This window comes from Pseudomonas sp. (assembly GCF_028293835.1).
Lineage (GTDB): Bacteria > Pseudomonadota > Gammaproteobacteria > Pseudomonadales > Pseudomonadaceae > Aquipseudomonas.
This window is the reverse complement of record NZ_JAQGNX010000146.1, coordinates 1-25,461: the sequence shown is the minus strand read 5'-3', so window position 1 is coordinate 25,461 and position 25,461 is coordinate 1. Positions and strand designations below refer to the sequence as shown.

23 protein-coding genes are annotated in these 25,461 nt (G+C 56.9%); 14 read left to right on the top strand and 9 right to left on the bottom strand.

The window, feature by feature from the left end; genetic code table 11:
- Positions 1-51: 51 nt before the first annotated feature.
- The 3 genes from JWR17_RS20140 to JWR17_RS20130 form a co-directional block, all read right to left on the bottom strand.
- Positions 52-1,176 (bottom strand): ABC transporter ATP-binding protein, encoded by a 1,125-nt coding sequence (locus JWR17_RS20140; RefSeq protein WP_299834119.1) that lies wholly within the window; start codon positions 1,174-1,176, stop codon positions 52-54.
- Between the two features lie 256 nt (positions 1,177-1,432).
- A complete protein-coding gene (locus JWR17_RS20135; RefSeq protein WP_299834117.1) occupies positions 1,433-2,062 on the bottom strand; it encodes a response regulator transcription factor in 630 nt (209 codons plus the stop codon).
- A 32-nt stretch (positions 2,063-2,094) separates the two neighbouring features.
- The gene (locus JWR17_RS20130; RefSeq protein WP_299834165.1) at positions 2,095-4,455 is read right to left on the bottom strand and encodes a PAS domain S-box protein; all 2,361 of its coding nucleotides are present in this window, start codon (positions 4,453-4,455) and stop codon (positions 2,095-2,097) included.
- 185 nt (positions 4,456-4,640) lie between these two features.
- On the opposite strand from JWR17_RS20130, the gene JWR17_RS20125 reads away from it, so the two are divergent.
- Positions 4,641-5,618, top strand: a complete 978-nt coding sequence (locus tag JWR17_RS20125) for an alpha/beta hydrolase family protein (protein WP_299834115.1) — start codon at positions 4,641-4,643, stop codon at positions 5,616-5,618.
- Positions 5,619-5,684: 66 nt separating this feature from the next.
- On the opposite strand, the gene JWR17_RS20120 is transcribed toward JWR17_RS20125, so the two are convergent.
- The 3 genes from JWR17_RS20120 to JWR17_RS20110 are packed head-to-tail and all read right to left on the bottom strand — an operon-like array spanning position 5,685 to position 8,163.
- The gene (locus tag JWR17_RS20120; protein ID WP_299834113.1) at positions 5,685-6,452 is read right to left on the bottom strand and encodes a TerB family tellurite resistance protein; all 768 of its coding nucleotides are present in this window, start codon (positions 6,450-6,452) and stop codon (positions 5,685-5,687) included.
- A complete protein-coding gene (gene murU, locus JWR17_RS20115; protein WP_299834111.1) occupies positions 6,453-7,121 on the bottom strand; it encodes an N-acetylmuramate alpha-1-phosphate uridylyltransferase MurU in 669 nt (222 codons plus the stop codon).
- Positions 7,122-7,158: 37 nt separating this feature from the next.
- Complete coding sequence (locus tag JWR17_RS20110; RefSeq protein ID WP_299834110.1) at positions 7,159-8,163, bottom strand: phosphotransferase; 1,005 nt, start codon at positions 8,161-8,163, stop codon at positions 7,159-7,161.
- 129 nt (positions 8,164-8,292) lie between these two features.
- On the opposite strand from JWR17_RS20110, the gene JWR17_RS20105 reads away from it, so the two are divergent.
- The 11 genes from JWR17_RS20105 to JWR17_RS20055 all read left to right on the top strand — a co-directional run bounded on the left by JWR17_RS20105 (position 8,293) and on the right by JWR17_RS20055 (position 22,506).
- Complete coding sequence (locus tag JWR17_RS20105) at positions 8,293-11,091, top strand: LPS-assembly protein LptD (RefSeq protein WP_299834108.1); 2,799 nt, start codon at positions 8,293-8,295, stop codon at positions 11,089-11,091.
- A gap of 16 nt (positions 11,092-11,107) precedes the next feature.
- The gene (locus tag JWR17_RS20100; protein ID WP_299834163.1) at positions 11,108-12,421 is read left to right on the top strand and encodes a peptidylprolyl isomerase; all 1,314 of its coding nucleotides are present in this window, start codon (positions 11,108-11,110) and stop codon (positions 12,419-12,421) included.
- A complete protein-coding gene (gene pdxA, locus JWR17_RS20095) occupies positions 12,418-13,407 on the top strand; it encodes a 4-hydroxythreonine-4-phosphate dehydrogenase PdxA (protein WP_299834106.1) in 990 nt (329 codons plus the stop codon). The genes JWR17_RS20100 and pdxA overlap by 4 nt, the downstream gene beginning before the upstream one ends.
- Positions 13,404-14,210, top strand: a complete 807-nt coding sequence (gene rsmA / locus JWR17_RS20090) for a 16S rRNA (adenine(1518)-N(6)/adenine(1519)-N(6))-dimethyltransferase RsmA (RefSeq protein ID WP_299834104.1) — start codon at positions 13,404-13,406, stop codon at positions 14,208-14,210. The genes pdxA and rsmA overlap by 4 nt, the downstream gene beginning before the upstream one ends.
- Before the next feature lie 160 nt (positions 14,211-14,370).
- A complete protein-coding gene (gene apaG / locus JWR17_RS20085) occupies positions 14,371-14,751 on the top strand; it encodes a Co2+/Mg2+ efflux protein ApaG (RefSeq protein WP_299834102.1) in 381 nt (126 codons plus the stop codon).
- A complete protein-coding gene (locus tag JWR17_RS20080) occupies positions 14,751-15,632 on the top strand; it encodes a symmetrical bis(5'-nucleosyl)-tetraphosphatase (protein ID WP_299834100.1) in 882 nt (293 codons plus the stop codon). Before apaG ends, JWR17_RS20080 begins: the two co-directional genes overlap by 1 nt.
- Before the next feature lie 35 nt (positions 15,633-15,667).
- Positions 15,668-15,997: a thiosulfate sulfurtransferase GlpE gene (gene glpE / locus JWR17_RS20075; RefSeq protein ID WP_299834098.1), complete on the top strand. Its 330-nt coding sequence runs from the start codon at positions 15,668-15,670 to the stop codon at positions 15,995-15,997.
- A gap of 279 nt (positions 15,998-16,276) precedes the next feature.
- Positions 16,277-18,199 carry a PrkA family serine protein kinase gene (locus JWR17_RS20070; RefSeq protein ID WP_297840089.1) on the top strand — a complete coding sequence of 641 codons (1,923 nt, stop codon included), beginning with the start codon at positions 16,277-16,279 and terminating at the stop codon, positions 18,197-18,199.
- Positions 18,200-18,336: 137 nt separating this feature from the next.
- Positions 18,337-19,608: a YeaH/YhbH family protein gene (locus JWR17_RS20065; protein ID WP_299834096.1), complete on the top strand. Its 1,272-nt coding sequence runs from the start codon at positions 18,337-18,339 to the stop codon at positions 19,606-19,608.
- Positions 19,605-21,167, top strand: coding sequence for a SpoVR family protein (locus tag JWR17_RS20060; RefSeq protein ID WP_299834094.1), 1,563 nt, complete (start codon positions 19,605-19,607; stop codon positions 21,165-21,167). The genes JWR17_RS20065 and JWR17_RS20060 overlap by 4 nt, the downstream gene beginning before the upstream one ends.
- A gap of 106 nt (positions 21,168-21,273) precedes the next feature.
- Positions 21,274-22,506, top strand: a complete 1,233-nt coding sequence (locus JWR17_RS20055) for a multifunctional CCA addition/repair protein (protein ID WP_299834092.1) — start codon at positions 21,274-21,276, stop codon at positions 22,504-22,506.
- A 78-nt stretch (positions 22,507-22,584) separates the two neighbouring features.
- Here JWR17_RS20055 and folK read toward each other — a convergent pair whose 3' ends face one another.
- Both folK and folB read right to left on the bottom strand, forming a co-directional pair.
- A complete protein-coding gene (gene folK, locus JWR17_RS20050) occupies positions 22,585-23,091 on the bottom strand; it encodes a 2-amino-4-hydroxy-6-hydroxymethyldihydropteridine diphosphokinase (protein WP_299834090.1) in 507 nt (168 codons plus the stop codon).
- A complete protein-coding gene (gene folB / locus JWR17_RS20045; protein ID WP_299834088.1) occupies positions 23,082-23,435 on the bottom strand; it encodes a dihydroneopterin aldolase in 354 nt (117 codons plus the stop codon). The genes folK and folB overlap by 10 nt, the downstream gene beginning before the upstream one ends.
- Positions 23,436-23,500: 65 nt before the next feature.
- Here folB and plsY point away from each other — a divergent pair, with 65 nt between their 5' ends.
- On the top strand, positions 23,501-24,091 hold the full coding sequence (gene plsY, locus JWR17_RS20040) for a glycerol-3-phosphate 1-O-acyltransferase PlsY (protein WP_299834085.1): 591 nt from the start codon (positions 23,501-23,503) through the stop codon (positions 24,089-24,091).
- 33 nt (positions 24,092-24,124) lie between these two features.
- On the opposite strand, the gene tsaD is transcribed toward plsY, so the two are convergent.
- Positions 24,125-25,150: a tRNA (adenosine(37)-N6)-threonylcarbamoyltransferase complex transferase subunit TsaD gene (gene tsaD, locus JWR17_RS20035; protein WP_299834083.1), complete on the bottom strand. Its 1,026-nt coding sequence runs from the start codon at positions 25,148-25,150 to the stop codon at positions 24,125-24,127.
- Between the two features lie 198 nt (positions 25,151-25,348).
- On the opposite strand from tsaD, the gene rpsU reads away from it, so the two are divergent.
- Positions 25,349-25,461 (top strand): 30S ribosomal protein S21 (rpsU, locus tag JWR17_RS20030; protein ID WP_299834161.1); only part of this gene is annotated, 113 nt, incomplete at its 3' end.

Below are 25,461 nucleotides of genomic sequence, written 5' to 3'. Positions count from 1 at the left end.
CACAGTGTGCAGTGTTGGTTATACGTGGGGCGATTGATTCGCCTCTGACTGTTAAAGCGCTTCCAGCAAGGGATCAAGTGCGCGAACGTGCTCGACCTGCCATCCAATTGGCACCACATCGCCCACGGTCAATCCCGGATCGAGTTCCGCGATTGGCTGCTTGACGAAGAAGTCTGTTTTGCCTGCAACCTCCAGACGCACACGCACGTGGTCGCCCAGGTAAATGAATTCAGCGACGCGGCCAGAGAAACGGTTCACGCAGTTTTCGCTGTTGCCGTTCACTCGTACGCGCTCAGGACGAATCGACAACGTCACCGGCGCGCCGATTTCTCCGACGTTCACCGCCAACGCTTCAACCTTCTCACCACGGGCCAATGCGACGATACAGCGATCACCGGTGCGACTGATCAGGTTGCCGTTAAGCCGATTGTTTTCGCCGATGAAGTTGGCGACAAAGGTATTTTTCGGCTCTTCATACAGCGTGCGCGGTGGAGCGATCTGCTGAATCTCGCCTTGATGAAACACTGCCACCCGGTCCGACATGGTCAGCGCTTCGCCTTGGTCGTGGGTCACGTAGACCACTGTTACGCCCAGGCGTTGGTGCAGGTGCTTGATCTCCATCTGCATGTGTTCACGCAGCTGTTTATCCAACGCCCCCAACGGTTCATCCATCAGCACCAACTGCGGTTCAAACACCAGCGCCCGGGCCAGGGCCACACGTTGTTGTTGACCACCGGAAAGTTGCGCCGGGTAACGATGGGCGAAGGGGTCGAGCTGGACCATGCTCAGTGAACGCTTGACCCGATCAGCAAGGTCCGACTTATTCAGGCCACGAACCGACAGCGGGAACGCCAGATTTTCCGACACGGTCATGTGCGGGAACAGCGCATAGTTTTGAAACACCATGCCGATGTCGCGTTTGTGCGGCGGCACGTTGTTGATTGAGCGCCCGGCCAACTGAATTTCGCCCGCGGTGGGGGTCTCAAAACCGGCCAACATCATCAAACTAGTAGTTTTGCCGGAACCGGAAGGCCCGAGCAACGTAAGGAACTCGCCTTTGCGAATTTCCAGGTTGAGGTCTTTGACGATCAGGTTCTCACCGTCGTAGCTCTTCTGCACGCCACGAAAGCTGACCAGCACATCATTCAACCCAGCGCTTGAATCGACGTCGCTCATTACCCACACCTTTGTTTATCTGCGTGGCTTAAGCCTAGATCAGGCTGAAGCGCAGGCAAATCGGGAGGTAAGAGAGTTTGCTGTAGGGATCGCCCTACAGAGATGGCGTGATTAGATACGTCGACTCGCCTATCCCTGCAGGAGCCAACTTGTTGGCGAGGCGTCGTCCCGGGCACACCGCCTATATCCTCTCGCCGACAAGTTGTCCCCTACAGGTAATGCCATGTGCCTATGTCGCTGACAGGCATGCGCTCACTCACAGCAACTTGTGCTCCATCGCATATTTCACCAAGTCCGCCAGCGAGGTGATGTGCAATTTTTGCATTAACCGCGCTTTGTGGGTGCTGATGGTTTTGCTGCTCAGGGCCAGTTGCTGAGCGATGTCGTTGACGTTAGCACCTTGGGCCAAGCGCTCGAATACCGAAAACTCCCGTTCGGACAATAACGAATGCAGCGGGCGGTTGTCGGTCAAGCCGACCTCGAACACCATGCGGTCCGCCAGGTCCGGGTCGATGTAACGACCACCAGCAGCCACCCGGCGAATGGCCGCCAGCAACAATGCAGGGTCGCTGTCTTTGGTGGCGTATCCTGCCGCGCCGACTTTCAACGCGCGGGCCGCCATCTGCGCTTCATCGTGCATCGACAACACCAGAATCGCCGGTGGGTTGTTCAGCGCACGAATCCGCGGGATCGCCTCAAGGCCGTTGACGCCGGGCATGGAGATGTCCAACAGCACCACTTCGCATTCAACATGGCGCAACGTGTCCAATAACTGCTCGCCATTACTGGCCTCGCCCACCACGACTAAATCCTTCGCCAGCCCGAGCAACTGTTTAAGCCCCTCACGGACAATAGCGTGGTCTTCGGCTACCAATACACGAATCACTGTTGTCGCTCCTGCCTCGATGGCGATGAAAACTAGACGGTTAGCGGAATATAAACGCGCAAGGTTGTCCCCTCACCCGACTCGCTGTCTAGCTGCAATGTGCCACCCAGCATCAACACACGCTCGCGCATGCCCACCAGACCAAACGATGTTGGTCGGCCTTGTTCCGGGATAAATCCGCGCCCATCGTCGGCAACGGTCATGCACAGCAGACCGTCTTCCAGGGTCAGGCTTAGCTCAACGGTGTGCGCCTCAGCGTGGCGCATCACGTTGGTCAGCGCCTCCTGAAGGATCCGGAACAAACCAATGGCCTTGGCATCGCTGAGCATCGGCAGGTTGTCCGGCACTTGCACCAGGCATGGGATCTGGCTGCGCGCTTCGAACCGCCGCGCCTGCCACTCGATGGCCGAAGCGATGCCGGCATCGAGAATCGGCGGGCGCAGTGCGGTGGCAACGTCGCGCACCAATTGAAACAACTGAGCAATCAGGCGCTTCATGCTGTTCAACCGATCGCGCAGACCGGGGTCGAGGTCCGCGTAGGCCAATTCGCACATCGACGTTTCCAGCTTGAGCACGGTCAACATCTGTCCGAGCTCGTCATGCACTTCACGGGCAATCCGCGCCTTTTCCTCTTCGCGCACGCTTTCCAGGTGTGCCGACAATTCTCGCAGTTGCTCGCGAGAGCTTGCCAGCTGCAGTTCGATACGCTTGCTTTCGCTGATGTCCCAGACGATACCGTCCCAGACCACTCGGTCATCGTCCAGGCGGCGGGCAATGGCTTTGATCTCGGCCCAACGCTCGGCGCCGTCACGGGTCAAGATCCGTCCTTGCCACGACCAATCGCTGTCGTTGCTTAGAGAACGGTCCTGCATCACGTGATAGCCAACGCGGTCATCTGGATGCACCAAGTTGCGCAATCCCATGTCAGGGTGACGCAAGGCGGCAGGTGCGTATCCCACCAGGCTTTCACTGCCTTCACTGATGTAGGCAAATTCCGGTTCGTCGCCAACCCGGGCTCGCTCCAGGCGAAACACCAAACCGGGCACGTTGGCGGCGATGCCTTGCAACCGTGCCTCGCTTTCTTGCAATGCAGCCAACGCTTTGCGCCGGTCGGTGACGTCGGTGAGAAACACCACCAGGTATTCCGCATCGCTAAAGCGTAAAAAGCTCAACGATACGTCAGCTGGCATCATGCTGCCGTCGGCACGCACGCATTGGGTTTCGAAACTCTGCGGGCTGTCTTCGCTGGAACGCGCGCGTTTCCACAGGTTCAGCCAGCGGTCCATGTGCAAGCCAGGCTCGAAATCGATTAGCGGCCGGTCAACCACCGCACCGACCGCATAGCCCAACATGGTTTCGGCGGCGCGATTGGCGTAGCGCACGTGGCTGTCCCAATTGACCCAGAGAATGCCCACCGTGCTTTGGTCAATGGAGAATTGGGTTAGACGCAGGGCTTTTTCACTGGCCTGACGTAATTCAATGTCTTCGCGAGCAACCCTCAGGCTGTGCTCTAACGAATGCTGCTGGCGTCGCTGCCACAGCACAATCGCAAAACTGGCGAGGAACATGACCAGCAGCAACAACGTCAGGTTTTGCCAAAAGCCGGGGGACTCGCTCAGTCGGGGGTATTTCGGCTGTAACCAGTTCGAGTGAAGTTGCTCCAGATCTCGGGCGGGGATAGCGTGCAGCGCGGTAGAAATGATGCCAGCCAACTCAGGCCAGTCTTTGCGTGAAGCCACCCGAAGCAGTTGTGGCAGGCCGATATCCCCTACAACCGCGAGGCCGGCAAAGTCCGGCTCGATTGATAATCGACTGAGTTGTGCTTCGTCGACGACGGCGTACCTCGCTTGTTGGCTGAGCAACAACTGCAAGGCTTGGCGCTCCAGGGGAACGCCTTGCAAGTTGAGGTGGGTGTAAGTGCTGCGCAGGTAATCAGCTACCGGGCTGGGCATGCGCACCGCCACCCGGTCGCGGGTATCGACCTTTTCCAGATCAACCGCGCCAGCGCCATTACGCTCACCGACGATCAGGTTGGGCACGCGCATGTACGGATCGGAAAATAACCACAGACGCAAGCTGGCCGGGGTTTGGGTCAAGCCGGGCGCCATGTCCACCACACCTTGCTCCAACGCCGCCTCAAGCGCCGCTTGATCGGGGAAACTACGCCAGATGAGTTCTACCTGCAGGGACTTTTCCAGTGCTTTCATCAAGTCGACGTTGGCGCCGGACAATAATTGCAGACGCTTATCCAATTGCGCATAAGGCGCCTGTAACACCAGACCAATGCGCAACTGCGCATGCTGATCGAGCCAGGTTCGTTGCTCAACGCTCAACACGCCAGGGGCGACAATTGGCTCGGGCGCAGCCTGCACCCACAGCGGCAGCGCCTGCATCACCATCAGCAAAGTCATCAAGTGCCAACGGCGCCAGCCGATAACCCTCAGGCGCATCAATCGGATCATATGTGTGTCATTCCATTGCGTCGTGGATGGCTGCTCGTGCTGCGGTAATGCCAAGCGCCTGACAAATGCTGATCAACCCATTAGGCTGCCGGGATGTTTCTGGCTTGGAATATCCGATGTCCTACACCTATCGTGCAACGCTTCCCGCTCTATGCCTGTCGCTGATTCTACCGTGTGCGCTGCCAGTGATGGCCGCTGATCCGGCACCTGGCAAAAACCCAACGACTGAAGCTGCGCCTGTTGAACGCCAAGTGTTGCTTGAGCGCAGTCAGGAGGACGCCGCAGCGCTGCAACGACAGTTGCCGCCAGATGAGCAACAACCGTTGCTAGCGGGCAACGATAGCTTTCTGGCGTTGTGGAAGCCAGCCAACATTGATCAGCCCAAAGGGGTGGTGATTATCCTCCCTGGCGCGGACGAATCAGCGGATTGGCCCCAAGCAGTTGGGCCGTTGCGGCGCAAATTTCCAGATGAGGGTTGGGGCAGCTTGAGCCTGACACTGCCCGATACACCCAACAGCGGCAGCTTGCCACGTATCGAGGACGCTCCCGCTCCCCCTACGCCAGCCAAGGACGCCAAGGTCGCCGATGCGGCAAAAAGTGCCGAACCAGACAACGCTGCTGAAGATGATGCCGCCGCCAGCGTAGCCCGCGCAGCCGCCGCAGATGAGCTGGCCAAGGCTGAAGCCGAACGTATTTTCGCCAGAATCGACAGTGCCGTCGCGTTTGCGCAGCAGAAAAAAGCCCATAGCATTGTGCTGCTCGGCCATGGCAGCGGGTCCTACTGGGCGGCCCGCTACCTAAGCGAGCGGCCGTCGCCCTTGATTCAGAGGCTGGTGATGATCTCGGCGCAAGAACCGCTCACCGCCAAACCGAACCTGAATGAACTGGCGACGACGCTAAAGGTAAAAACCGCTGATTTCATTTACAAGGACCTGGCGCAAAACCGTGACGCCGCGCTGCAACGCTTGCAAGCCAGCAAGCGCTCAAAAAATGTGACCTATACGCAGGTGGCGCTGACCACACTGCCAGGCGACGGCTCGGCGCAGCAGGAACAATTGTTCCGCCGCGTCCGCGGGTGGTTGGAGCCTAAATAACGTCCGGCAAAAACGGAAAACCTGTAGCAGCCTGTACAGAGAGATAGTTGTCACTCGTGTCAGAACCTACCGAAAATCCCGCCGCTCTTTAATCAATGTGTAGGCCTGATGCAGTTCCTGCGTCTTGTCCGTCGCTTCTCGCACTTGCAGGGTGTTGGCCCCAGCACCGGCGACTTTGTCGGGATGGTGGCGACTGAGTAACCGCCGATACGCGCGTTTGATGTGTGCCGTCTCGGCGTTGGCGTCCACGCCCAACAAGCGCAATGCATCCTGGTACAGGTCAACACTGACCGCAATTGGCTTTTTCTGCGGGTCGTAGTCATTGGACAACGCTTGCACTTTTATCGCCGGCCAGCCCAACCATTTACCCCACAGTACAATCAGCTCGCGCTCTTCCCGCGTAGCCCTGCCATCGGCCCAGGCCATGCGCCAGCAGGCACGCAACAGACCTTCGGCAGCATGGGGCTGGGCTTTCAGGCGACGTAGATAACCGCGTAGTCGATCGCGGCCTTTTTTACCGCGATTGAACGCCAGAACCGCCCGACGCTGAGCCGGCTCACTCAAGTCCATGCGGCGCATTTCTTCCCGCGCTTGCTGGATATGACCATCGACGACCCGGCCGTCGGTCTTGGCCAAGCGCCCGAGCAGGATGAACAGTAACTCGTCATCACGGGGAATCGCCCGCCCGCCCATACGCTCACGTAAATGCGCCCAGCTGTGCAGGCCCAGACGTCGATCCAGCGCCTGACCCAGCAATGCCCCGAGCAACGCGCCCGGGATACTGGCAACAGCAAAGCCGGCGCCGGCACCGATCAACGTACTTGGCCACAGCATTTAGTGATTCACCCCAAGCAATCGCTCGACTTCGGCGAGGCGTTCATGGGTACCGACGTCCACCCAGCGACCCATGAAGTGCTCGCCCGAGACCAAGTCGTGCGCCATGGCTTTACGCAACAGAGGCGCCAATTTGAACGCGCCCGCTTCACTGCCATCGAACAACTGCGGATGCAAAATGGCCATGCCGCTGTACGTCAAACGCGGCGCGTGCTGACTGTGTTCAACCTGACCTTCCACCAAAGCGAAATCCCCCGCCAAGTGGTGCGCGGGGTTATCCACCAGAACCAAGTGCGCCAATCCGGCGATGGGTCGGTGCAAATTCGCAAAATCGTAGTCGGTCCAAATGTCACCATTGACCACCAGAAACGGCTTATCACCCAGCAGTGGCAGGGCGCGGAAAATCCCACCGCCGGTTTCCAGCGGCTCGCTTTCTGCCGAATACCGAATGCTGAGCCCCAACTGCGCTCCGTCGCCCAGGTAGTCCTCGATCTGCTGGCCCAGCCAAGCGTGGTTAATTACGACCTCGGTAAAGCCTGCCGCGCGCAACGCCAGCAGGTGGTACTCAATCAACGGCACTCCCCCGGCACGCACCAGCGGCTTGGGCGTGTGCAAGGTCAGCGGACGCAGGCGCTCGCCCTTGCCAGCAGCGAGAATCATCGCCTTCATGTGTTTACTTCCATCATCTTCTAACCACTCCAACTGATTAACGCAGACTTGCCAACAACTCACCCAGCTCAGACAACTCCGGTCGTCGCGCCATTACCGCTTCTATATAGGCAAAGAAACGGGGCACATCGGCGAGGTAGCGGGGCTTGCCATCACGGTGGCAAATACGCGCAAAAATTCCGATCACTTTCAAATGCCGCTGCACGCCCATTAGATCGCTGGCCCGCAGAAAATCTTCAAATTCACTGTGCACGGGAATCCCTAGCTTCCCGGCGGCCAGCCAATATTGATTCAGCCAGCCGTGTACACGCTCTTCAGGCCAGCTCAGGAACGCGTCCTTGAACAGACACGTCACGTCGTAGGTTACTGGGCCATATACCGCATCCTGAAAATCCAGAACGCCGGGATTCGGCTCACTGAGCATCAGGTTGCGCGGCATGTAATCCCGGTGCACTAGCACCTTGGGCTGCGCCAGTGCGCTGTCGATCAAACGGTCACTGGCTTGTTGCCACAACGCCACCTGCGCCGCGTCCATCTGGATGCCCAAATGACGACTCACATACCATTCTGGAAACAGTTCAAGCTCACGACGCAACAATGCCACGTCATAACTGGGTAACGGCGCATCCATCGGCAACTGCTGATAAGACAGCAGCGCGTCCAATGCGTCAGCGAACAATTGATCAGCGTTTTCCTCGTTGATCACATCAAGAAAGGTCTTGCGACCCAGGTCGTTGAGCAAAAGAAAGCCACGCACAAGGTCTTCGGCATAAATTTTCGGAACATTAATTCCTGATTTACTTAATAAATCTGCGATATCAACGAACGGTTTGCAGTTTTCCTGGGGTGGAGGCGCGTCCATCACAATAAAAGTTCGACCGGCACCCTCCCAACGGAAATACCGTCGAAAACTCGCGTCACTACTGGCCGCGGTCAACGTGGCCGGGGGTACGGCGCCCAAGCCTTGGGCTGTAAACAGCGCTGGCAATTGCTCATCGAGCCAAAGTTTCAGGTGTTGCAAGCGTACATCTTGGTCTGGCATTACAAGGGTCTCCGACGGCGCTAGCCGTCAAGCGGGTCATGCTTTATTATCCGACATCTTTTTCAGCCCATCGAGAGGCGTGCGGCCCCCCCGCGGGCAGATGGCGCGCAGGAAGCCCGGATTAATAAGATGGCATTGAAATCCCACGCATTTCGTAAAAAATTTCCGTTGCTCGTGACCGGCAGTCTGCTGGCGATGCAACCTTTAGCCACTCAATTCGCGGTAGCCGCAGAACAGTATGACTGCTCAGTCTCTGCTGCGGGTGCTTGGGATTGCGCGCCGAAAGTGAACACTGTTCAGCTGCCACCGCGCCCCGTGCATAGCGTGGACGGTATCAGTACGAACGGTCAAAGCACTCCGGAGAGCGGCACGACGGTGGCCGAGAAAGCCCCTGTCACGCTCGTCACCCAGGCCAAAGGCTTTGGGCTGAAGTCGCGCAGTGCTGACTACAGCCACCTCGACTGGGTTCCTCGGGATAAACTCACCCCTGCGCAATTGGCTGAAACCGGCCCTTATTGCTCGGGTGCGTATGTCGAGCCAATCCGTCCTGGCATGAACGACAAGACGAAGATGAACGAAGCGCCGATGTTTGTCGGTGCCAAGGCGTCTCGTTACGAGCAGGAAGCTCAAGTCGCGACGTTGGCCGGCGACGTTGTATTGCGTCAGGGCAGCATGCAAGTGCAAGCCCAGGAGGCCAGCCTGCATCAGGCAGAAAACCGTGGCGAGCTGAACGGCGATGTCCGTCTGCGTCAAAACGGTGCCCTGATCGTCGGCGACCACGCTGAAATTCAGCTCGACACGGGTGAAGCCCAGGTCGACAACGCTGAATACGTGATGCACAAGTCCAACGTGCGCGGTAGCGCTCTGTACGCCAAGCGTGCCGAGAACGCGATTATCCGCCTCAAGGACGGTACGTACACCACGTGCGAACCCAACAGCAACTCTTGGGAAATCAAGGGTAATAACATCACGCTGAACCCGGCCACCGGCTTCGGTACTGCGACCAACGCCACGCTTCGGGTTAAAGACATACCGGTGTTCTACACCCCGTATATCTATTTCCCGATCGATGACCGTCGCCAGTCAGGTTTCCTGCCTCCTACCGTTTCCAGCGGCGGCGAATCCGGCGCGATGTTGGTTACACCGTATTACTTCAACCTGGCACCGAACTACGATGCCACGTTGTACCCGCGCTTCATGACCAAACGCGGCACCATGATCGAAGGCGAATTCCGCTACATGACCAAGTCGAGCGAAGGCACGATTGGCGGCGCGTTCCTCAACGACCAGGACAATGATCGTAAGCTGCAAACTGACGCCAAAGACACTCGCTACATGATCAACGTACAAGAGAAAAGCGGCCTTGATTCGCGCCTTTCTACCCAGATCGATTACACCGACATCAGCGACCCGTACTACTTCCAGGACTTGGAAAGTGACGTGCTGGGCGTCGAGAAACGTGACTACCTCAACCAGCAGGGTTCTGTGAACTGGCGCGGCGATAACTATACCGCTCGCTTGAACCTGCAGGGTTATGAGCTGGCGTCTGTTTCGGACATCACCCCTTACAACCGTCTGCCGCAGATCACTTTCAACGGTGCGCTGCCGTATCACCCAGGCGGTTTAAGTTTCGCCTACGAAACTGAAGCTGTCCGATTCCAGCGAGACCTGCAAAACGGCGACTATGCCGACAAAGACGGGAATGTCACTCCGCGGCTCGACAACAACGTTCAGGGTCTTGCTCGCGCAGAAGGCGACCGTCTGAATCTGGCACCGTCCATGAGCCTGCCGCTGACGTGGACCTACGGCTTTGTTACGCCGAAGCTCAAGTACGTTTACACCAAATATGATCTGGACCTCGACAGCACCGGCAAAGATCAGATCGCAGCTCAAGACCCGACAACGAGAGCGCTCAACGGAACCTTCAACAGTTCTGAAGACCGCAGCATTCCGGTATTCAGCGTCGACAGCGGCTTGTATTTCGACCGCAGCACCCAATGGTTTGGCAAGAACTACCGCCAGACACTGGAACCGCGCCTGTACTACCTGAACGTACCGTACAAGGATCAGAGCGACATTCCGATCTTCGACTCGGGTGAAACAACGTTCAACTACGCATCGCTGTTCCGTGACAACCGCTTCGTCGGCACCGACCGTATCGGTGACGAGAACAAACTGTCGCTGGGTATCACCAACCGCTGGATTGAAGACAATGGCTTTGAACGCCAGACCTTCAGCATCGGTGAAGCGGTGTACTTCAAGGACCGCAAAGTACAACTGCCGGGCATTGATTACGCGACTCGCCAAGACGCTACAGCCGGCCGTTCGCCTTATGCCCTTGAATACGCTTATCGCTTCAACAGAGACTGGCGCGCAACCTCCGATTTCAACTGGGATCCGGACAGCAAGAAAACCCGTTCTGGCAGCGCGATGATGCACTACCAGCCTGAGGACAACCCGAACAAGGTCGTCAACGCTGGTTTCCGCTATCGCAACGACCAGGTTCGCTACGACCAGAACACTGGTAAGTGGGTAGTAGGCGGCGGTGACCTCGGAACCCCAGGGCAACCGGGCTACGTCAAGGATTACTACAAAATCCAGCAGCATGACTTCTCGGTCATCTGGCCGGTCGTTCCTCAGTGGAACGTGATCAGCCGCTGGCAGTACGACTACAACCGCAACCGTACTCTCGAGGCCTTCGGTGGTTTCGAATACGACAACTGCTGCTGGAAGCTGCGTTTGATTGACCGCTACTTCGTTGACTATGACGAGTTCAGCCAAGACGTCAGTCAGAACGAAAAAGGCGACCACGGCATATTCTTACAAGTCGTGTTGAAGGGACTTGGCGGCGTTGTTGGCCAAAAAGTTGAAAGCTTCCTCACTAAAGGCATCCAAGGTTATCAAGAACGTGAAGACCAAGCTTTCTAACTGTCTGCGCCCATTGATGTTGGGCGCGTTACTTCTGGGCACCGCAGCGCATGCTGAGGTGCAGTCCCTCGACAAGGTTGTGGCCATCGTCGACAACGACGTGATCATGCAAAGCCAACTGGACCAACGTGTTCAAGAAGTTCAGCAAACCATCGCCAAACGTGGCGGCGGCGTGCCTCCAGCGAATGTGCTGGACCAGCAAGTGCTCGAACGTCTGATCGTTGAGAACCTTCAGCTGCAAATCGGTGATCGCTCCGGTATACGGATCACTGACGAAGAGCTGAACCAGGCGGTCGGTACTATCGCCCAGCGCAACAACATGTCGGTGGACCAGTTCCGCGCGGCCCTGACTCACGACGGCTTGTCTTATGAAGACGCTCGCGACCAGATCCGCCGGGAAATGATCATCAGCCGTGTACGCCAGCGTCGGGTTGCTGAACGCATCCAGATTTCCGAGCAAGAAGTGAAGAACTTCCTGGCCTCCGACATGGGCAAGATGCAAATGTCCGAGGAATATCACCTGGCCAACATTCTGATCGCTACCCCGGACAGCGCGTCTTCAGACGCAATCCAGGCGGCGAACAAACAAGCTCAGGATATTTACCAGTCGCTCAAGAAAGGCGCTGACTTCAGTCAGTTGGCCGTTGCCAAGTCCAAAAGCGATAACGCGCTGGACGGCGGCGACATGGGCTGGCGCAAAGGTGCCCAACTGCCGCCGCCGTTCGACAGCATGCTGAGCAACATGGCGATCGGCGACATTACCCCGCCTACCCGTACTCCCGGCGGCTTCATTATCTTGAAGCTGATGGAAAAACGCGGTGGTCAGGGCCAGGCGCAGATGAAGGACGAAGTTCATGTGCGTCACATCCTGATCAAACCAAGCGAAATTCGTAGCGAAGACGAGACGCATCGCCTGGCCGAACGCCTGTACGAGCGCATCAAAAATGGCGAAGACTTTGGTGAACTGGCGAAAAGCTTCTCCGAAGATCCGGGTTCGGCGCTCAACGGTGGCGACCTGAACTGGGTCGACCCGAACCAACTGGTACCGGAGTTCCGCGCGGTCATGGCTGATAGCCCGGTAGGCGTATTGTCCAAACCGTTCAAGACTTCGTACGGTTGGCACATCCTGGAAGTACTGGGTCGTCGCGCCACCGACAGCAGCACCGAGGCCCGCGAAGAGCAGGCCAAGACTGCGCTGCGTAACCGCAAGTACGATGAAGAGCTGCAAACCTGGCTGCGTCAGATCCGTGACGAAGCCTATGTTGAAATCAAGCTCCCCGCTGCTGATCAACCTGACCAGCCCGATCAGGCTGACCAGGCGCCAAAGTGAAAGCAAAGCGCTTCGCTCTGACACCCGGCGAGCCGGCCGGTATAGGTCCTGACCTGTGCCTGCTGCTCGCCTCGCATTCTCAGCCGCATCCCCTGATTGCTATTACCAGTCACGACCTGCTCCTGGAGCGGGCCGTGCAACTGGGGGTGGTTGTCAGTTTGTTGCGCGTAACGCCTGACGCATGGCCAGACCTGCCCGCCCCGGCTGGCAGTCTGTATGTGTGGGACACAACGCTGAACGCACCGGTTGTGACTGGCGAGCTGAACACGGCCAATGCGGCGTTCGTACTGCAGACATTGACCCGTGCCGGCCAGGGCTGTATCGACGGCGACTTTGCCGGGATGATCACCGCCCCGGTACACAAGGGCGTAATCAACGACTCCGGCATTGCTTTTTCCGGTCACACCGAATTTCTGGCCGAGCTGACCCACACCGATCAGGTGGTGATGATGCTCGCCACAGGCGACTTGCGCGTAGCTCTGGTGACCACCCACCTGCCCCTGCGCGACGTCGCCGATGCAATAACGCCTGAGCGCCTTGAGCGGGTCACGCGGATCTTGCACGCCGATCTGGTCAACAAATTCGGCATCGCCCAACCGCGCATTCTGGTCTGTGGGCTTAATCCCCACGCTGGAGAAGGCGGACATTTGGGCCATGAAGAAATCGACATCATCGAACCTACTTTGGAGCGTCTGCGCAGCGAGGGCCTGGATTTACGCGGCCCGCTGCCTGCCGACACTCTGTTTACCCCCAAATATCTGGAGCACTGCGATGCAGTGCTGGCGATGTACCACGACCAGGGTTTGCCTGTCCTGAAGTACAAAGGTTTCGGCGCCGCCGTCAACGTCACCCTCGGCCTGCCGATCATCCGTACGTCGGTAGATCATGGCACCGCGCTGGATCTGGCTGGCAGTGGCAGGATCGACACCGGCAGCTTGAAGGTCGCCCTGGAAACCGCCTATCAGATGGCCGAGACCCATTCATGACCGAGTTATTCCAACACAAGGCGCGTAAGCGTTTTGGACAAAATTTCCTCCACGACGCTGGCGTGATCGACAAGATCCTGCGAGCCATTCGCCCGCGCCCGGAAGATCGCCTGCTGGAAATCGGGCCGGGCCAAGGCGCCCTGACTGAAGGTTTGCTCAGCAGCGACGCCCAGTTGGACGTGGTTGAATTGGACAAGGACCTGATCCCGATCCTGATCCACCAGTTCGGCAGCAAGCCCAACTTTCACCTGCATCAAGGCGACGCCTTGAAGTTTGACTTCACCAGCCTGGACGCTGCGCCGAGCAGCCTGCGCGTGGTGGGCAACTTGCCGTACAACATCTCTACGCCACTGATTTTCCTGTTGCTGCGAAACGCGGGCTTGATTCGCGACATGCACTTCATGCTGCAAAAGGAAGTGGTACAGCGCATGGCCGCAGGCCCAGGCGGCGGTGATTACGGTCGCCTGTCGATCATGGTCCAATACCATTGTCGCGTCGAACACCTGTTCAATGTCGGGCCCGGTGCGTTCAATCCGCCGCCGAAAGTGGACTCAGCCATTGTTCGTCTGGTGCCCCACGAGGTTTTGCCGCATCCCGCCAAGGATCACCGCGCCCTTGAGCGCGTGGTTCGTGAAGCGTTTAACCAGCGCCGGAAAACCCTGCGTAATACGCTTAAAGCCTTGCTGAGCAATGACGAGATTATTGCAGCTGGCGTCGATGGCAGCCTGCGCCCGGAACAACTGGACCTTGCAGCCTTTGTCCGTTTGGCGGACAAACTGAGCGATCAGCCTGTTGCTGAGTAACCTCTTTGGGGCACTTTGCGGCAAATGAATGTCCAACGCAGGCACTCAGCTAGCAACGGTTGTTTTTTTATCCCGCAAATGCCCTAGACTGACCCAGTGTTATTTATTGCTGCACCGGTATTGTCCGGCTTTTTCCGCTTTTGCTTTTAAGGCCCATTGCATGTCCGATCCTCGCTATCAAGTCGACGTCAGCGTCGTTACACGCTTTCTCGTAGAACAATCGCAACCCGAGCAGAATCGTTTCGCTTTCGCGTATACCGTTACTGTGCATAACAGCGGAGAACTCCCCGCCAAGTTGCTTTCCAGGCACTGGGTGATCACCGACGGCGACGGCCATGTTGAAGAAGTGCGTGGCGACGGCGTGGTCGGTCAGCAGCCGCTGATCAAATCCGGACACAGTCATACCTACAGCAGCGGCACGGTGATGACGACGAAAGTCGGCAACATGCAGGGCAGCTATCAAATGCTCGCCGAAGATGGCAAACGCTTCGACGCGGTGATCGCGCCCTTTCGTCTCGCGATGCCAGGCGCCCTTCACTGATGGCGGTGTATGCCGTCGGCGACCTGCAAGGTTGCCTGGAACCACTGCAATGTTTGCTCGAGCATGTTGCTTTCGACCCGAGCAAAGATCGTCTCTGGTTGGTAGGCGATCTGGTCAACCGCGGCCCCGCGTCGCTGGAGACATTGCGCTTCCTGTACGGCATGCGCGACTCGCTGGTCTGTGTATTGGGCAACCATGACCTGCACCTGTTAGCCGCGGCTCACAACATCGAGCGACTGAAAAAGAACGATACGTTGCGCGAAATTCTCGAAGCGCCTGACCGCGGTCAGTTGCTCGAATGGTTACGTCATCAGAAACTGATGCACTACGATGCGGAGCGCAAGGTAGCGATGGTTCATGCCGGCATACCGCCGCAATGGACATTGAACAAAGCGCTTGCGCACGCCAGGGAAGTTGAAACCGCCCTGGGCGACGACAACCTGTTTGAACCATTTCTCGACGGAATGTATGGCAACGAACCGGTTAAGTGGCAGCCCTATCTGCAAGGTGTAACGCGCCTGCGAATGATCACCAACTATTTTACCCGCATGCGTTTTTGTACCAGCGACGGCAAACTTGATTTGAAAAGCAAAGAAGGCGTCGGTACCGCCCTACCCGGCTATGCGCCGTGGTTCAGCCATAAAGAGCGCAAGACCAAGGGCCAGAAAATTATCTTCGGTCACTGGGCGGCGCTTGGGGGCAATTGCACCGAACCTGGCGTTTTCGCTCTGGACACCGGATGTGTCTGGGGTGGCGCCATGACTTTGCTCAACGTCGATACGCTGGAACGCCATAGCTGCGAATGCGACGTCAAAGGTCTAGCCGACGCCAGTCCAGTTTCATCGGTGCGTGTTGGCCTACACATCATCAGCAAGGGTTAGAATTCAATCTTTCCCCGCCATCAGGAGACCCCACCATGACTGAGTTCAAACGCATTCCTCCTACGCAGGCTCACTCGCTTCTCGAAGAGGGTGCGGTATTGGTCGACGTCCGTGATCAACAGACATTCGCCGCCAACCACATCCCTGGCGCACAGCATTTGGACAATCTCTCGATCGCCGACTTCATTGCCAAGGCCGATCTGGACAAACCATTGGTGGTGGTCTGCTACCACGGCAACTCCAGCCAGAGTGCCGCCGCTTATTTGGTCGGCCAAGGTTTCTCCGATGTTTACAGCATGGACGGCGGTTTTGAGTTATGGCGTAACACCTATCCTGACGAAACCGCTCAAAGCACTGTGGAATAAATTTTTTTACTCCCGCCGATCCCGCGTCCTGTGCGGGTTCGCGAGCAAACTGACGAACGGCTAGCCCGACTATTCAATCAATACTCGTTGATAACTGTGATTCCGAACTATCCTTAGCCTAGGCCATCCGAATCAGGGGAGAGCCGGTACACCGGCGCGCGGGTCATCGGTAGTAATTTTATGGTGTTCTGGGGGGTAAACAGCAGCTGGAATTTTCAGCTGTTGCCAGCATCGACTGACGATCCGCCGCCGGCTCAACGTATCGAGCGAGGTGACGTCATGAGTATTTTTAGCCACTTCCAACAACGCTTCGAATCAACACGCCAAGAAGAGCTCTCGCTACAGGAATATCTTGAGCTCTGCAAAGCCGACCGCAGCGCTTACGCCTCTGCAGCAGAACGTCTTCTGCTCGCCATTGGCGAGCCTGAGTTGCTCGACACGTCGGCCAACTCAAGGCTGTCTCGTATCTTTTCCAACAAAGTGATTCGTCGCTACCCAGCGTTCGAAGATTTTCATGGCATGGAAGAGTGCATCGACCAAATCGTTTCTTACTTCCGTCATGCCGCTCAGGGCCTGGAGGAAAAGAAACAGATTCTCTATCTACTAGGCCCTGTCGGCGGCGGTAAATCTTCGCTGGCCGAAAAACTCAAACAGCTGATTGAGAAGGTGCCTTTTTACGCCATCAAGGGTTCACCGGTCTTCGAGTCGCCCCTAGGCTTGTTCAATGCCACGGAAGACGGCGAGATTCTCGAAGAAGACTTCGGTATTCCCCGGCGCTACCTGAACACGATTATGTCGCCTTGGGCAACCAAGCGGCTGGCTGAGTTCGGGGGCGACATCAGTCAGTTCAAAGTGGTCAAGCTTTATCCATCGATCCTCAATCAGATCGCTGTGGCGAAAACTGAGCCGGGTGATGAAAACAACCAGGACATTTCTGCGTTGGTCGGTAAAGTGGATATCCGCAAGCTGGAAGAATTTCCACAAAACGACGCCGATGCATACAGCTATTCAGGCGCACTCTGCCGAGCCAACCAAGGCTTGATGGAATTCGTCGAAATGTTCAAGGCGCCCATCAAGGTCTTGCACCCACTGCTCACCGCCACCCAGGAAGGTAATTACAACAGTACGGAAGGGCTTGGGTCGATTCCATTCACCGGCATTCTGTTGGCCCACTCCAACGAATCGGAATGGCACAGTTTCCGTAACAACAAGAACAACGAAGCTTTTATCGACCGGATCTACATCGTCAAAGTGCCGTATTGCGTGCGGGTCAGTGACGAAATCAAGATCTACGATAAGCTGCTGTTCAACAGCTCGCTGGCCAAAGCGCATTGCGCGCCAGACACCCTAAAAATGCTGGCGCAGTTCACAACACTGTCGCGCCTCAAAGAGCCGGAAAACTCGAACATCTATTCCAAGATGCGCGTGTACGACGGCGAAAACCTCAAAGACACCGATCCAAAAGCCAAATCGATTCAAGAATACCGGGACAACGCCGGTGTAGACGAAGGCATGAACGGCCTGTCGACTCGGTTCGCGTTCAAGATTCTGTCAAAGGTCTTTAACTTTGACCCCCATGAAATCGCTGCCAATCCCGTGCATCTGCTTTACGTCCTGGAACAGCAAATCGAACAGGAACAGTTCCAGGCTGAAACCCGCGAGCGGTATCTGCGCTTTATCAAAGAGTACCTGGCGCCGCGCTACATTGAGTTCATTGGCAAGGAAATCCAGACTGCGTATCTAGAGTCCTACAGCGAATACGGGCAAAACATTTTTGACCGCTATGTGCTTTATGCAGACTTCTGGATTCAGGATCAGGAATATCGCGATCCGGAAACCGGTGAAATTCTTAACCGAGTGGCACTGAACGAGGAGCTGGAAAAAATCGAAAAACCCGCTGGCATCAGCAATCCGAAGGATTTCCGTAATGAAATCGTTAACTTCGTGCTGCGTGCTCGCGCCAATAACAACGGCAAAAATCCAACCTGGCTCAGCTACGAAAAGCTGCGGGTTGTGATCGAGAAGAAAATGTTCTCGAACACCGAGGATCTGCTGCCGGTCATCAGCTTCAATGCCAAAGCCAGTAAAGAGGACCAGCAAAAGCACAACGATTTTGTAACGCGGATGGTCGAACGTGGTTATACCGACAAACAGGTACGGCTGCTGTCCGAGTGGTATCTGCGGGTCAGAAAATCGCAGTAAGGCAGCGGCAAGCGTCAAGTTGCAAGCCACAAGCGCGCTGGCTGGCGTGTTTGTGGTCGTGGCAGTTGACCGCTTGTCTTTAAGCTTCCAGCTTGGCACGTGAAGCTTGTAACTTGAAGCTGCCCGGAGGGCTCCCTATGAGCTATGTGATTGACCGACGTCTCAATGGCAAGAATAAGAGCACGGTGAACCGCCAGCGTTTTTTGCGGCGATACCGTGATCACATCAAAAAAGCAGTTGAAGAAGCCGTCAGCCGCCGCTCCATCACCGACATGGAACACGGCGAACAGATCAGTATTCCCGGTCGCGATATCGACGAGCCGGTTCTGCACCACGGCCGCGGCGGTAAACAAACCGTCGTCCATCCCGGCAACAAAGAATTTACCACCGGCGAGCACATTGCGCGTCCCCAGGGGGGCGGAGGCGGCAAAGGACCCGGCAAGGCGAGCAATTCCGGCGAAGGCACCGACGAGTTTGTGTTTCAGATCAGTCAGGAAGAATTCCTCGAATTCATGTTCGAAGACCTCGAGCTTCCGAACCTGGTGAAGCGTAACCTGACCGGTACCGATACCTTCAAAACGGTTCGTGCCGGCATCAGTAACGAGGGTAACCCGTCACGCATCAACATCATCCGCACCCTTCGCTCAGCCCACGCTCGGCGCATCGCTCTTTCCGGCAGCAGTCGAGCCAAACTCCGCGATTCGATTGCCGAACTGGAGCGCATGAAACGCGAGGAACCCGACAATTTCGGCGACATTCGCGACTTGGAAGCCGAAATAGAGCGGCTTAAAACGCGCATCCATCGTGTGCCTTATCTGGACACTTTCGACCTTAAGTACAACTTGCTGGTCAAGCAACCCAGCCCCAGCTCCAAGGCAGTCATGTTTTGCTTGATGGACGTTTCCGGGTCTATGACCCAGGCGACCAAAGACATCGCCAAACGTTTTTTCATCCTGCTTTACCTGTTTCTCAAGCGTAACTACGACAAGATCGAAGTCGTGTTCATTCGTCACCACACCAGCGCCCGGGAAGTAGACGAGGAAGAATTCTTTTACTCGCGGGAAACCGGCGGCACCATCGTTTCGAGCGCATTGAAACTGATGCAGGAGATCATGGCCGAGCGCTATCCGACCAACGAATGGAACATTTACGCCGCGCAAGCTTCCGACGGAGACAACTGGAACGATGACTCGCCGATCTGCCGCGACATTTTGGTGAAGCAGATCATGCCCTTCGTGCAGTACTACACTTACGTGGAAATTACCCCACGCGAACATCAGGCGCTGTGGTTCGAATATGAACGCATCGGCGACTCGTTTCCCGACACGTTTGCCCAGCAGCAGCTGGTATCTGCCGGTGACATCTATCCGGTATTCCGAGAACTCTTCCAGCGCAGGTTAGTGACATGACCGCTAGAGAGCAGAAGCGCCAACCAATATCCACGGGTTCAGAGTGGACGTTCGAGCTGATCCAGGCGTACGACCGGGAGATCAGTCGCATTGCCGATCGTTATGCGCTGGACACTTACCCCAACCAGATCGAAGTGATTACTGCCGAGCAGATGATGGACGCCTATGCGTCCGTCGGCATGCCGCTGGGCTATCACCATTGGTCCTACGGCAAACACTTCCTCAGTACGGAGAAGTCCTACAGCCGGGGCCAAATGGGTCTGGCGTACGAAATCGTGATCAATTCCGACCCGTGCATCGCTTACCTGATGGAAGAAAACACCATCTGTATGCAAGCGTTGGTAGTGGCCCATGCCTGTTACGGGCACAACAGCTTTTTCAAGGGTAATTACCTGTTTCGTACCTGGACTGACGCCAGTTCGATCATCGATTACCTGGTGTTTGCCAAGCAGTACATCATGCAATGCGAGGAGCGCCATGGCATTGATGCCGTGGAAGATCTGCTGGACTCCTGCCATGCCCTGATGAATTACGGGGTAGACCGGTACAAGCGTCCGTATCCGATCTCTGCCGAAGAAGAGCGCCGCAGGCAGAAGGACCGTGAAGAACATTTGCAAAAGCAGATCAATGATCTGTGGCGCACCATTCCGAAAAGCGCAGATAAAAACAGCGAGAAGGACAATGCTCGCTTCCCCGCCGAACCTCAGGAAAACATCCTGTACTTCATCGAAAAACACGCGCCGCTGCTGGAGCCATGGCAACGGGAAGTGGTGCGAATAGTGCGTAAGATTGCGCAGTATTTTTACCCGCAACGGCAAACTCAGGTCATGAACGAAGGCTGGGCTACGTTCTGGCATTACACGCTCATGAATGACCTCTACGATGAAGGTCTGGTCACTGAAGGCTTCATGATGGAATTCCTGACTTCACACACCAGTGTCGTCTACCAACCGGGTTTCGACAGTCCGTATTACAGCGGTATCAATCCCTACACTCTGGGTTTCGCCATGTACCGGGATATCCGACGCATTTGCGAGCACCCCACCGACGAAGACCGGCACTGGTTTCCGGACATTGCGGGCAGCGATTGGCTAACCACTATCAAGTTCGCCATGAGCAGCTTCAAGGATGAGAGCTTCATTTTGCAGTACCTGTCACCCAAGGTGATTCGTGACCTCAAGCTGTTTAGCATCATGGACGACGATCAGAAGGACGATTTGCTGGTTCCGGCGATTCATGACGAACCCGGTTACAAGATCATCCGTGAGACGTTAGCCGCCCAGTACAACCTGGGCAATCGAGAGCCCAACATTCAGATTTACAGCATTGATCGACGCGGTGACCGCTCGCTGACCTTGCGTCATCAACAGCACGACCGTAAACCGCTGGGCGAGTCCACAGATGAAGTGCTTAAACACCTGCACCGCTTATGGGGCTTCGATATCCATCTGGAGACGCTACAAGGCGACCAGATCATGAAAACCCACCACGTCCCACCGAGAGGCGATCACGCCGATAGTGAATATCCCCGGCTCGATTTGGCGGTCATACACTTATAAGCCGTAAGCAGCATGCTTGTAGCTTGAAGCTTAACCAACTGTTTCGCTTTTGCCTCTGTAGGTAACGACTCAAAGGTTTATCCTGTCGCGCTTACGGAGGTTTTTTATGCAGATTTATAAAGTGGGCGGCGCGGTACGTGATCGTCTTCTCGGCAAAGCAGTCACCGACATTGACCGAGTGGTGGTGGGCGCTACGGCAGAGGAAATGCTCAGCCACGGATTTCGCCCGGTCGGCGCGGATTTTCCAGTGTTTCTGCACCCGAAAACCGGCGAGGAATACGCCCTCGCCCGCACTGAACGCAAGAGCGGCACAGGGTACGGCGGCTTTACTTTTCATGCGAGTCCCGAAGTCACCTTAGAAGAGGATCTGATTCGCCGGGACCTGACAATCAACGCCATCGCCGAGGATGACCACGGCAACCTGACCGATCCTTATCATGGCCAACAAGACCTAAAAGCGCGTATTTTGCGCCATGTTTCCCCGGCGTTCGCCGAAGACCCTCTGCGCGTGCTACGGGTGGCGCGCTTCGCCGCACGGTATGCCCCGGACGGCTTTTCGATTGCGCCAGAAACCCTGGCGCTGATGCAGCAACTAAGCGAATCGGGCGAACTTCAAGCGCTGACAGCAGAGCGCAGCTGGAAAGAAATCTCCCGCGCGCTGATGGAAAATCAGCCACAAATCTTCATTCGCGTATTGCGTGAGTGCGGCGCGCTGAAGGAGCTTTTTCCAGAAGTCGACGCACTGTTCGGCGTGCCGCAACCGGCCTTGCACCATCCGGAAGTCGATACCGGTGAGCACGTCCTCCGCGTGCTGGAGCAAGCCGCGATTCATCAACAGCCGTTGAGCGTGCGCTGGGCATGCCTGCTGCATGATCTGGGCAAAGGTTTGACGCCCGAGCGTGAGTGGCCCCGGCACATCGCCCATGAGCACACCGGGCTGAGGCTAATCAAAGCGGTGAATGCACGCTTCAAGGTACCGCGCGATTGCCAGGAACTGGCGATGTTGGTAGGCCAATACCACACCCATGGTCACCGGGCGCTTGAACTGAAAGCCTCAACACTGTTCGAGCTGTTGCAAAGCTTCGATATCTACCGTCGACCACAGCGTTTCGAGGAATTCATTACGGCCTGCGAGATGGACGCTCGAGGCCGTTTGGGCTTCGAACAGCGCAGTTATCCACAAGCTGGTTATTTGCGGGGCGCAGCGGAGGCCGCACGCACAGTGGCCGTGCAGCCATTGCGGGATCAGGGATTTGAAGGGCCTGCGCTGGGCGAGGCGCTAAAGCGCGAAAGGCTAAAGGCAATACAAGCTTACAAAAATCACATCAAACCCCTGTAGGAGCCAACTTGTTGGCAGGGCATCTGACGCAATGTGTCCGACAAACAGCCTCGCCAACAAGTTGGCTCCTACAAACGCTCAGGGCGTCAGCTGCCGCCCACGCCACTCAAACGACACCGGTGCCAACACTTGATCAATCTGCGCCTCGCGCCACAGCGCCTCAAACGTCTTGCTGACCCCCGGATGCACTCGCTGCGGCGCTATCAATGACAGCGGCCACAGCACAAACGCATTCTTGAGAATCTCCGCACGGGGCAGAATCAAGCCGTCAAAATTGCCCACTTGCTCGCCAAACAACAGCACGTCGATATCCAGGGGCAAACCCTTGCGCTCTGGGGCATAGCGACCATTGTCGGCTTCGATGAATTTCAGGCGACGGTCCAGCTCCATCAGCGGAAGATCGGTATACGCCGTCACCACTAAATTGAAAAACGGACCACTTTTGATCCCCACTGGCTGACTTTCGAACACCGGCGAACAGGTCATTTCGTGCAAAAAACTGTCCAGCGCTTCCAGCCCGGCATGCAGGTGCTTTTCGCGCTCGATGTTGCTACCGAGGCCGAGGAATATCTGAGTTAGCGGCATCCGCGCTCGATCTCCACGCCCACGCCGGAAGCCGCCGCAACGGCGCCTGGCTTGGTCAGCTTGAGGCGCATCCAGGGAATCTGGAATTCACTCATCAGCACTTCAGCAAGACGCTCGGCAAAGGTCTCTACCAATTGAAATTGCGCCTGCTCGGCGAACGCCTGGATTCGAGTCGAGACGCTGGCGTAGTCGAGCGCTTTAGTCAGGTCATCACCCGCTGCGGCAGGTCGATTGTCCCAGGCAAAGCTCAGGTCCAGGCGCAGGCATTGGCGAATGCCACGCTCCCAATCGTAGGCGCCGATGACCGTATCGACCTCTAGACCCTCGATAAAAACTCTGTCCAAGCACTGTTCTCCGCTGCACGACAAGGGCGCGAGGCGCCGTTAGAATCAGGGCGTCTTCGCCCGGAATGGTTAGCATGTTTTGGTGCTTTTTTTGGTTATTGGCGATCCTCGCCTACCTGCTCGGCTCCCTGTCCTTCGCCATCTGGCTCAGCCGTCGCAGCGGCAGCCCGGACCCGCGCGCCAGTGGCTCAGGCAATGCCGGCGCGACCAATATGCTGCGCCTGGCCGGGAAAAAACTCGCCGTTCTGACCCTGATCGGCGATCTGTGCAAAGGCCTGCTGCCGGTCCTGATCGCCAAACTGCTTGATCTGGACTCGCAAGAGCAAGCCTGGATAGGGCTGTTCGCGGTACTGGGTCATCTGTTTCCCCTGTACTTCCGCTTTCGCGGCGGCAAGGGCGTGGCGACCACCGCTGGCATGCTGCTGGGCCTGTATCCACCCGCTGCAACGCTGGCGGTCTGCGCCTGGCTGTTGGTGTTCTACATGACCCGCACCAGCTCACTTGCGGCCCTGATCGCGACCCCACTGGTCCTGCCGTTACTGGCATGGCAGGAACCGGAAACACTGCTGCCAATGAGCCTGATTACCTTGCTCATCGTCTGGCGACATCGCGGCAATTTACGCGACCTGCTTGCCGGGCGCGAACGGCATTTTTGAATCTCCGCAATGAACCCGGCTCAGGTTGACGCCCTACAGCCCCGTCAACTGCTCCATCGGCCAACGCGCCTGTACGCTGATGCTCAAATCTTCTTTTTGTCCGGCCTGCAGCCGCTGGCAACCGGCAAACGCGATCATCGCGCCGTTGTCGGTGCAAAACTCAGGACGCGCATAAAACACGTTGCCATGCAGCTCGCCGAGCATTTTTTCCAGCGACAGACGCAACGCCTTGTTGGCGCTGACGCCGCCAGCGATGACCAGACGCTTGAGACCGGTCTGCTTGAGGGCGCGCTTGCACTTGATGGTCAAAGTCTCCACCACCGCATGCTGGAAGGCCAGAGCGATGTCGCAACGGGTTTGCTCGCTGTCGTCCCCAGCACTCTGGCACTGCTGCCAGGTGTTGAGGGCGAAGGTCTTCAAGCCACTGAAGCTGAAATCCAGACCCGGCCGATCGGTCATCGGCTTCGGGAACACGAAACGCCCCGCCACACCCTGATTCGCCAGCAAGGCGATCTCCGGACCGCCGGGATAACGCAGGCCCATCATCTTCGCGGTCTTGTCGAAGGCTTCACCGGCTGCATCGTCCAGCGTCTCGCCCAACAACTGATAAAGACCGATGCCATCGACCCGAACCAGCTGCGTATGGCCACCGGACACCAACAAAGCGACGAACGGGAATTCGGGTGGTTGTTCCTCCAGCATCGGCGCCAGAAGATGACCTTCCATGTGGTGCACGCCCAAGGCCGGAATGCCCCAGGCGAACGCCAGCGCCTGAGCGCAGGAAGCACCCACCAACAGCGCACCGACCAGGCCAGGACCCGCGGTGTAGGCGATGGCGTCAATGTCGGTCGCAGCGCACTGCGCCTCGGCCAGCACCTGACGAATCAGCGGCAGCATGCGCTTGACGTGATCACGGGAAGCCAGTTCAGGCACCACGCCACCGTACGCACGGTGCAGGTCGATCTGGCTGAACAGCGCGTCGGCCAGCAGGCCGCGCTCACTGTCGTAAAGTGCGACACCGGTTTCGTCGCAGGATGTCTCTAATCCCAGTACTAGCATGGGTTTGCGCCTTGTAGAGGCTGACTTCGAAGGCGCGCATGATAGTCGTCACTCCAGGCCCCGGCCAGCGCTTTTCGATCAGAGGCTTTGCATTCCTTGCGATGAGGGGTTAACATCCGCAACCCTTAAAAACCGACGTACTTAAGTGCAGTTTTTGCACGAGTCGTTGACCCCGGTAATGAATGAAGGTAGCTCTGGATGCCAGCCGTCAAAGTTAAAGAGAACGAACCCTTCGACGTAGCTCTGCGTCGTTTCAAGCGCTCCTGCGAAAAAGCCGGTGTTCTGGCTGAAGTTCGTAGCCGCGAATTTTA

Coding starts and splice junctions, on each gene's coding strand:
- JWR17_RS20140 (WP_299834119.1), bottom strand. CDS start 1,176: ATGAGCGACGTCGATTCAAGCGCTGGGTTGAATGATGTGCTGGTCAGC.
- JWR17_RS20130 (WP_299834165.1), bottom strand. CDS start 4,455: ATGCAGGCGCTGCCGCTGTGGGTGCAGGCTGCGCCCGAGCCAATTGTC.
- JWR17_RS20125 (WP_299834115.1), top strand. CDS start 4,641: ATGTCCTACACCTATCGTGCAACGCTTCCCGCTCTATGCCTGTCGCTG.
- JWR17_RS20120 (WP_299834113.1), bottom strand. CDS start 6,452: ATGCTGTGGCCAAGTACGTTGATCGGTGCCGGCGCCGGCTTTGCTGTT.
- murU (WP_299834111.1), bottom strand. CDS start 7,121: ATGAAGGCGATGATTCTCGCTGCTGGCAAGGGCGAGCGCCTGCGTCCG.
- JWR17_RS20110 (WP_299834110.1), bottom strand. CDS start 8,163: ATGCCAGACCAAGATGTACGCTTGCAACACCTGAAACTTTGGCTCGAT.
- JWR17_RS20105 (WP_299834108.1), top strand. CDS start 8,293: ATGGCATTGAAATCCCACGCATTTCGTAAAAAATTTCCGTTGCTCGTG.
- JWR17_RS20100 (WP_299834163.1), top strand. CDS start 11,108: ATGTTGGGCGCGTTACTTCTGGGCACCGCAGCGCATGCTGAGGTGCAG.
- rsmA (WP_299834104.1), top strand. CDS start 13,404: ATGACCGAGTTATTCCAACACAAGGCGCGTAAGCGTTTTGGACAAAAT.
- apaG (WP_299834102.1), top strand. CDS start 14,371: ATGTCCGATCCTCGCTATCAAGTCGACGTCAGCGTCGTTACACGCTTT.
- JWR17_RS20080 (WP_299834100.1), top strand. CDS start 14,751: ATGGCGGTGTATGCCGTCGGCGACCTGCAAGGTTGCCTGGAACCACTG.
- glpE (WP_299834098.1), top strand. CDS start 15,668: ATGACTGAGTTCAAACGCATTCCTCCTACGCAGGCTCACTCGCTTCTC.
- JWR17_RS20070 (WP_297840089.1), top strand. CDS start 16,277: ATGAGTATTTTTAGCCACTTCCAACAACGCTTCGAATCAACACGCCAA.
- JWR17_RS20065 (WP_299834096.1), top strand. CDS start 18,337: ATGAGCTATGTGATTGACCGACGTCTCAATGGCAAGAATAAGAGCACG.
- JWR17_RS20060 (WP_299834094.1), top strand. CDS start 19,605: ATGACCGCTAGAGAGCAGAAGCGCCAACCAATATCCACGGGTTCAGAG.
- JWR17_RS20055 (WP_299834092.1), top strand. CDS start 21,274: ATGCAGATTTATAAAGTGGGCGGCGCGGTACGTGATCGTCTTCTCGGC.
- folK (WP_299834090.1), bottom strand. CDS start 23,091: ATGCCGCTAACTCAGATATTCCTCGGCCTCGGTAGCAACATCGAGCGC.
- plsY (WP_299834085.1), top strand. CDS start 23,501: ATGGTTAGCATGTTTTGGTGCTTTTTTTGGTTATTGGCGATCCTCGCC.
- tsaD (WP_299834083.1), bottom strand. CDS start 25,150: ATGCTAGTACTGGGATTAGAGACATCCTGCGACGAAACCGGTGTCGCA.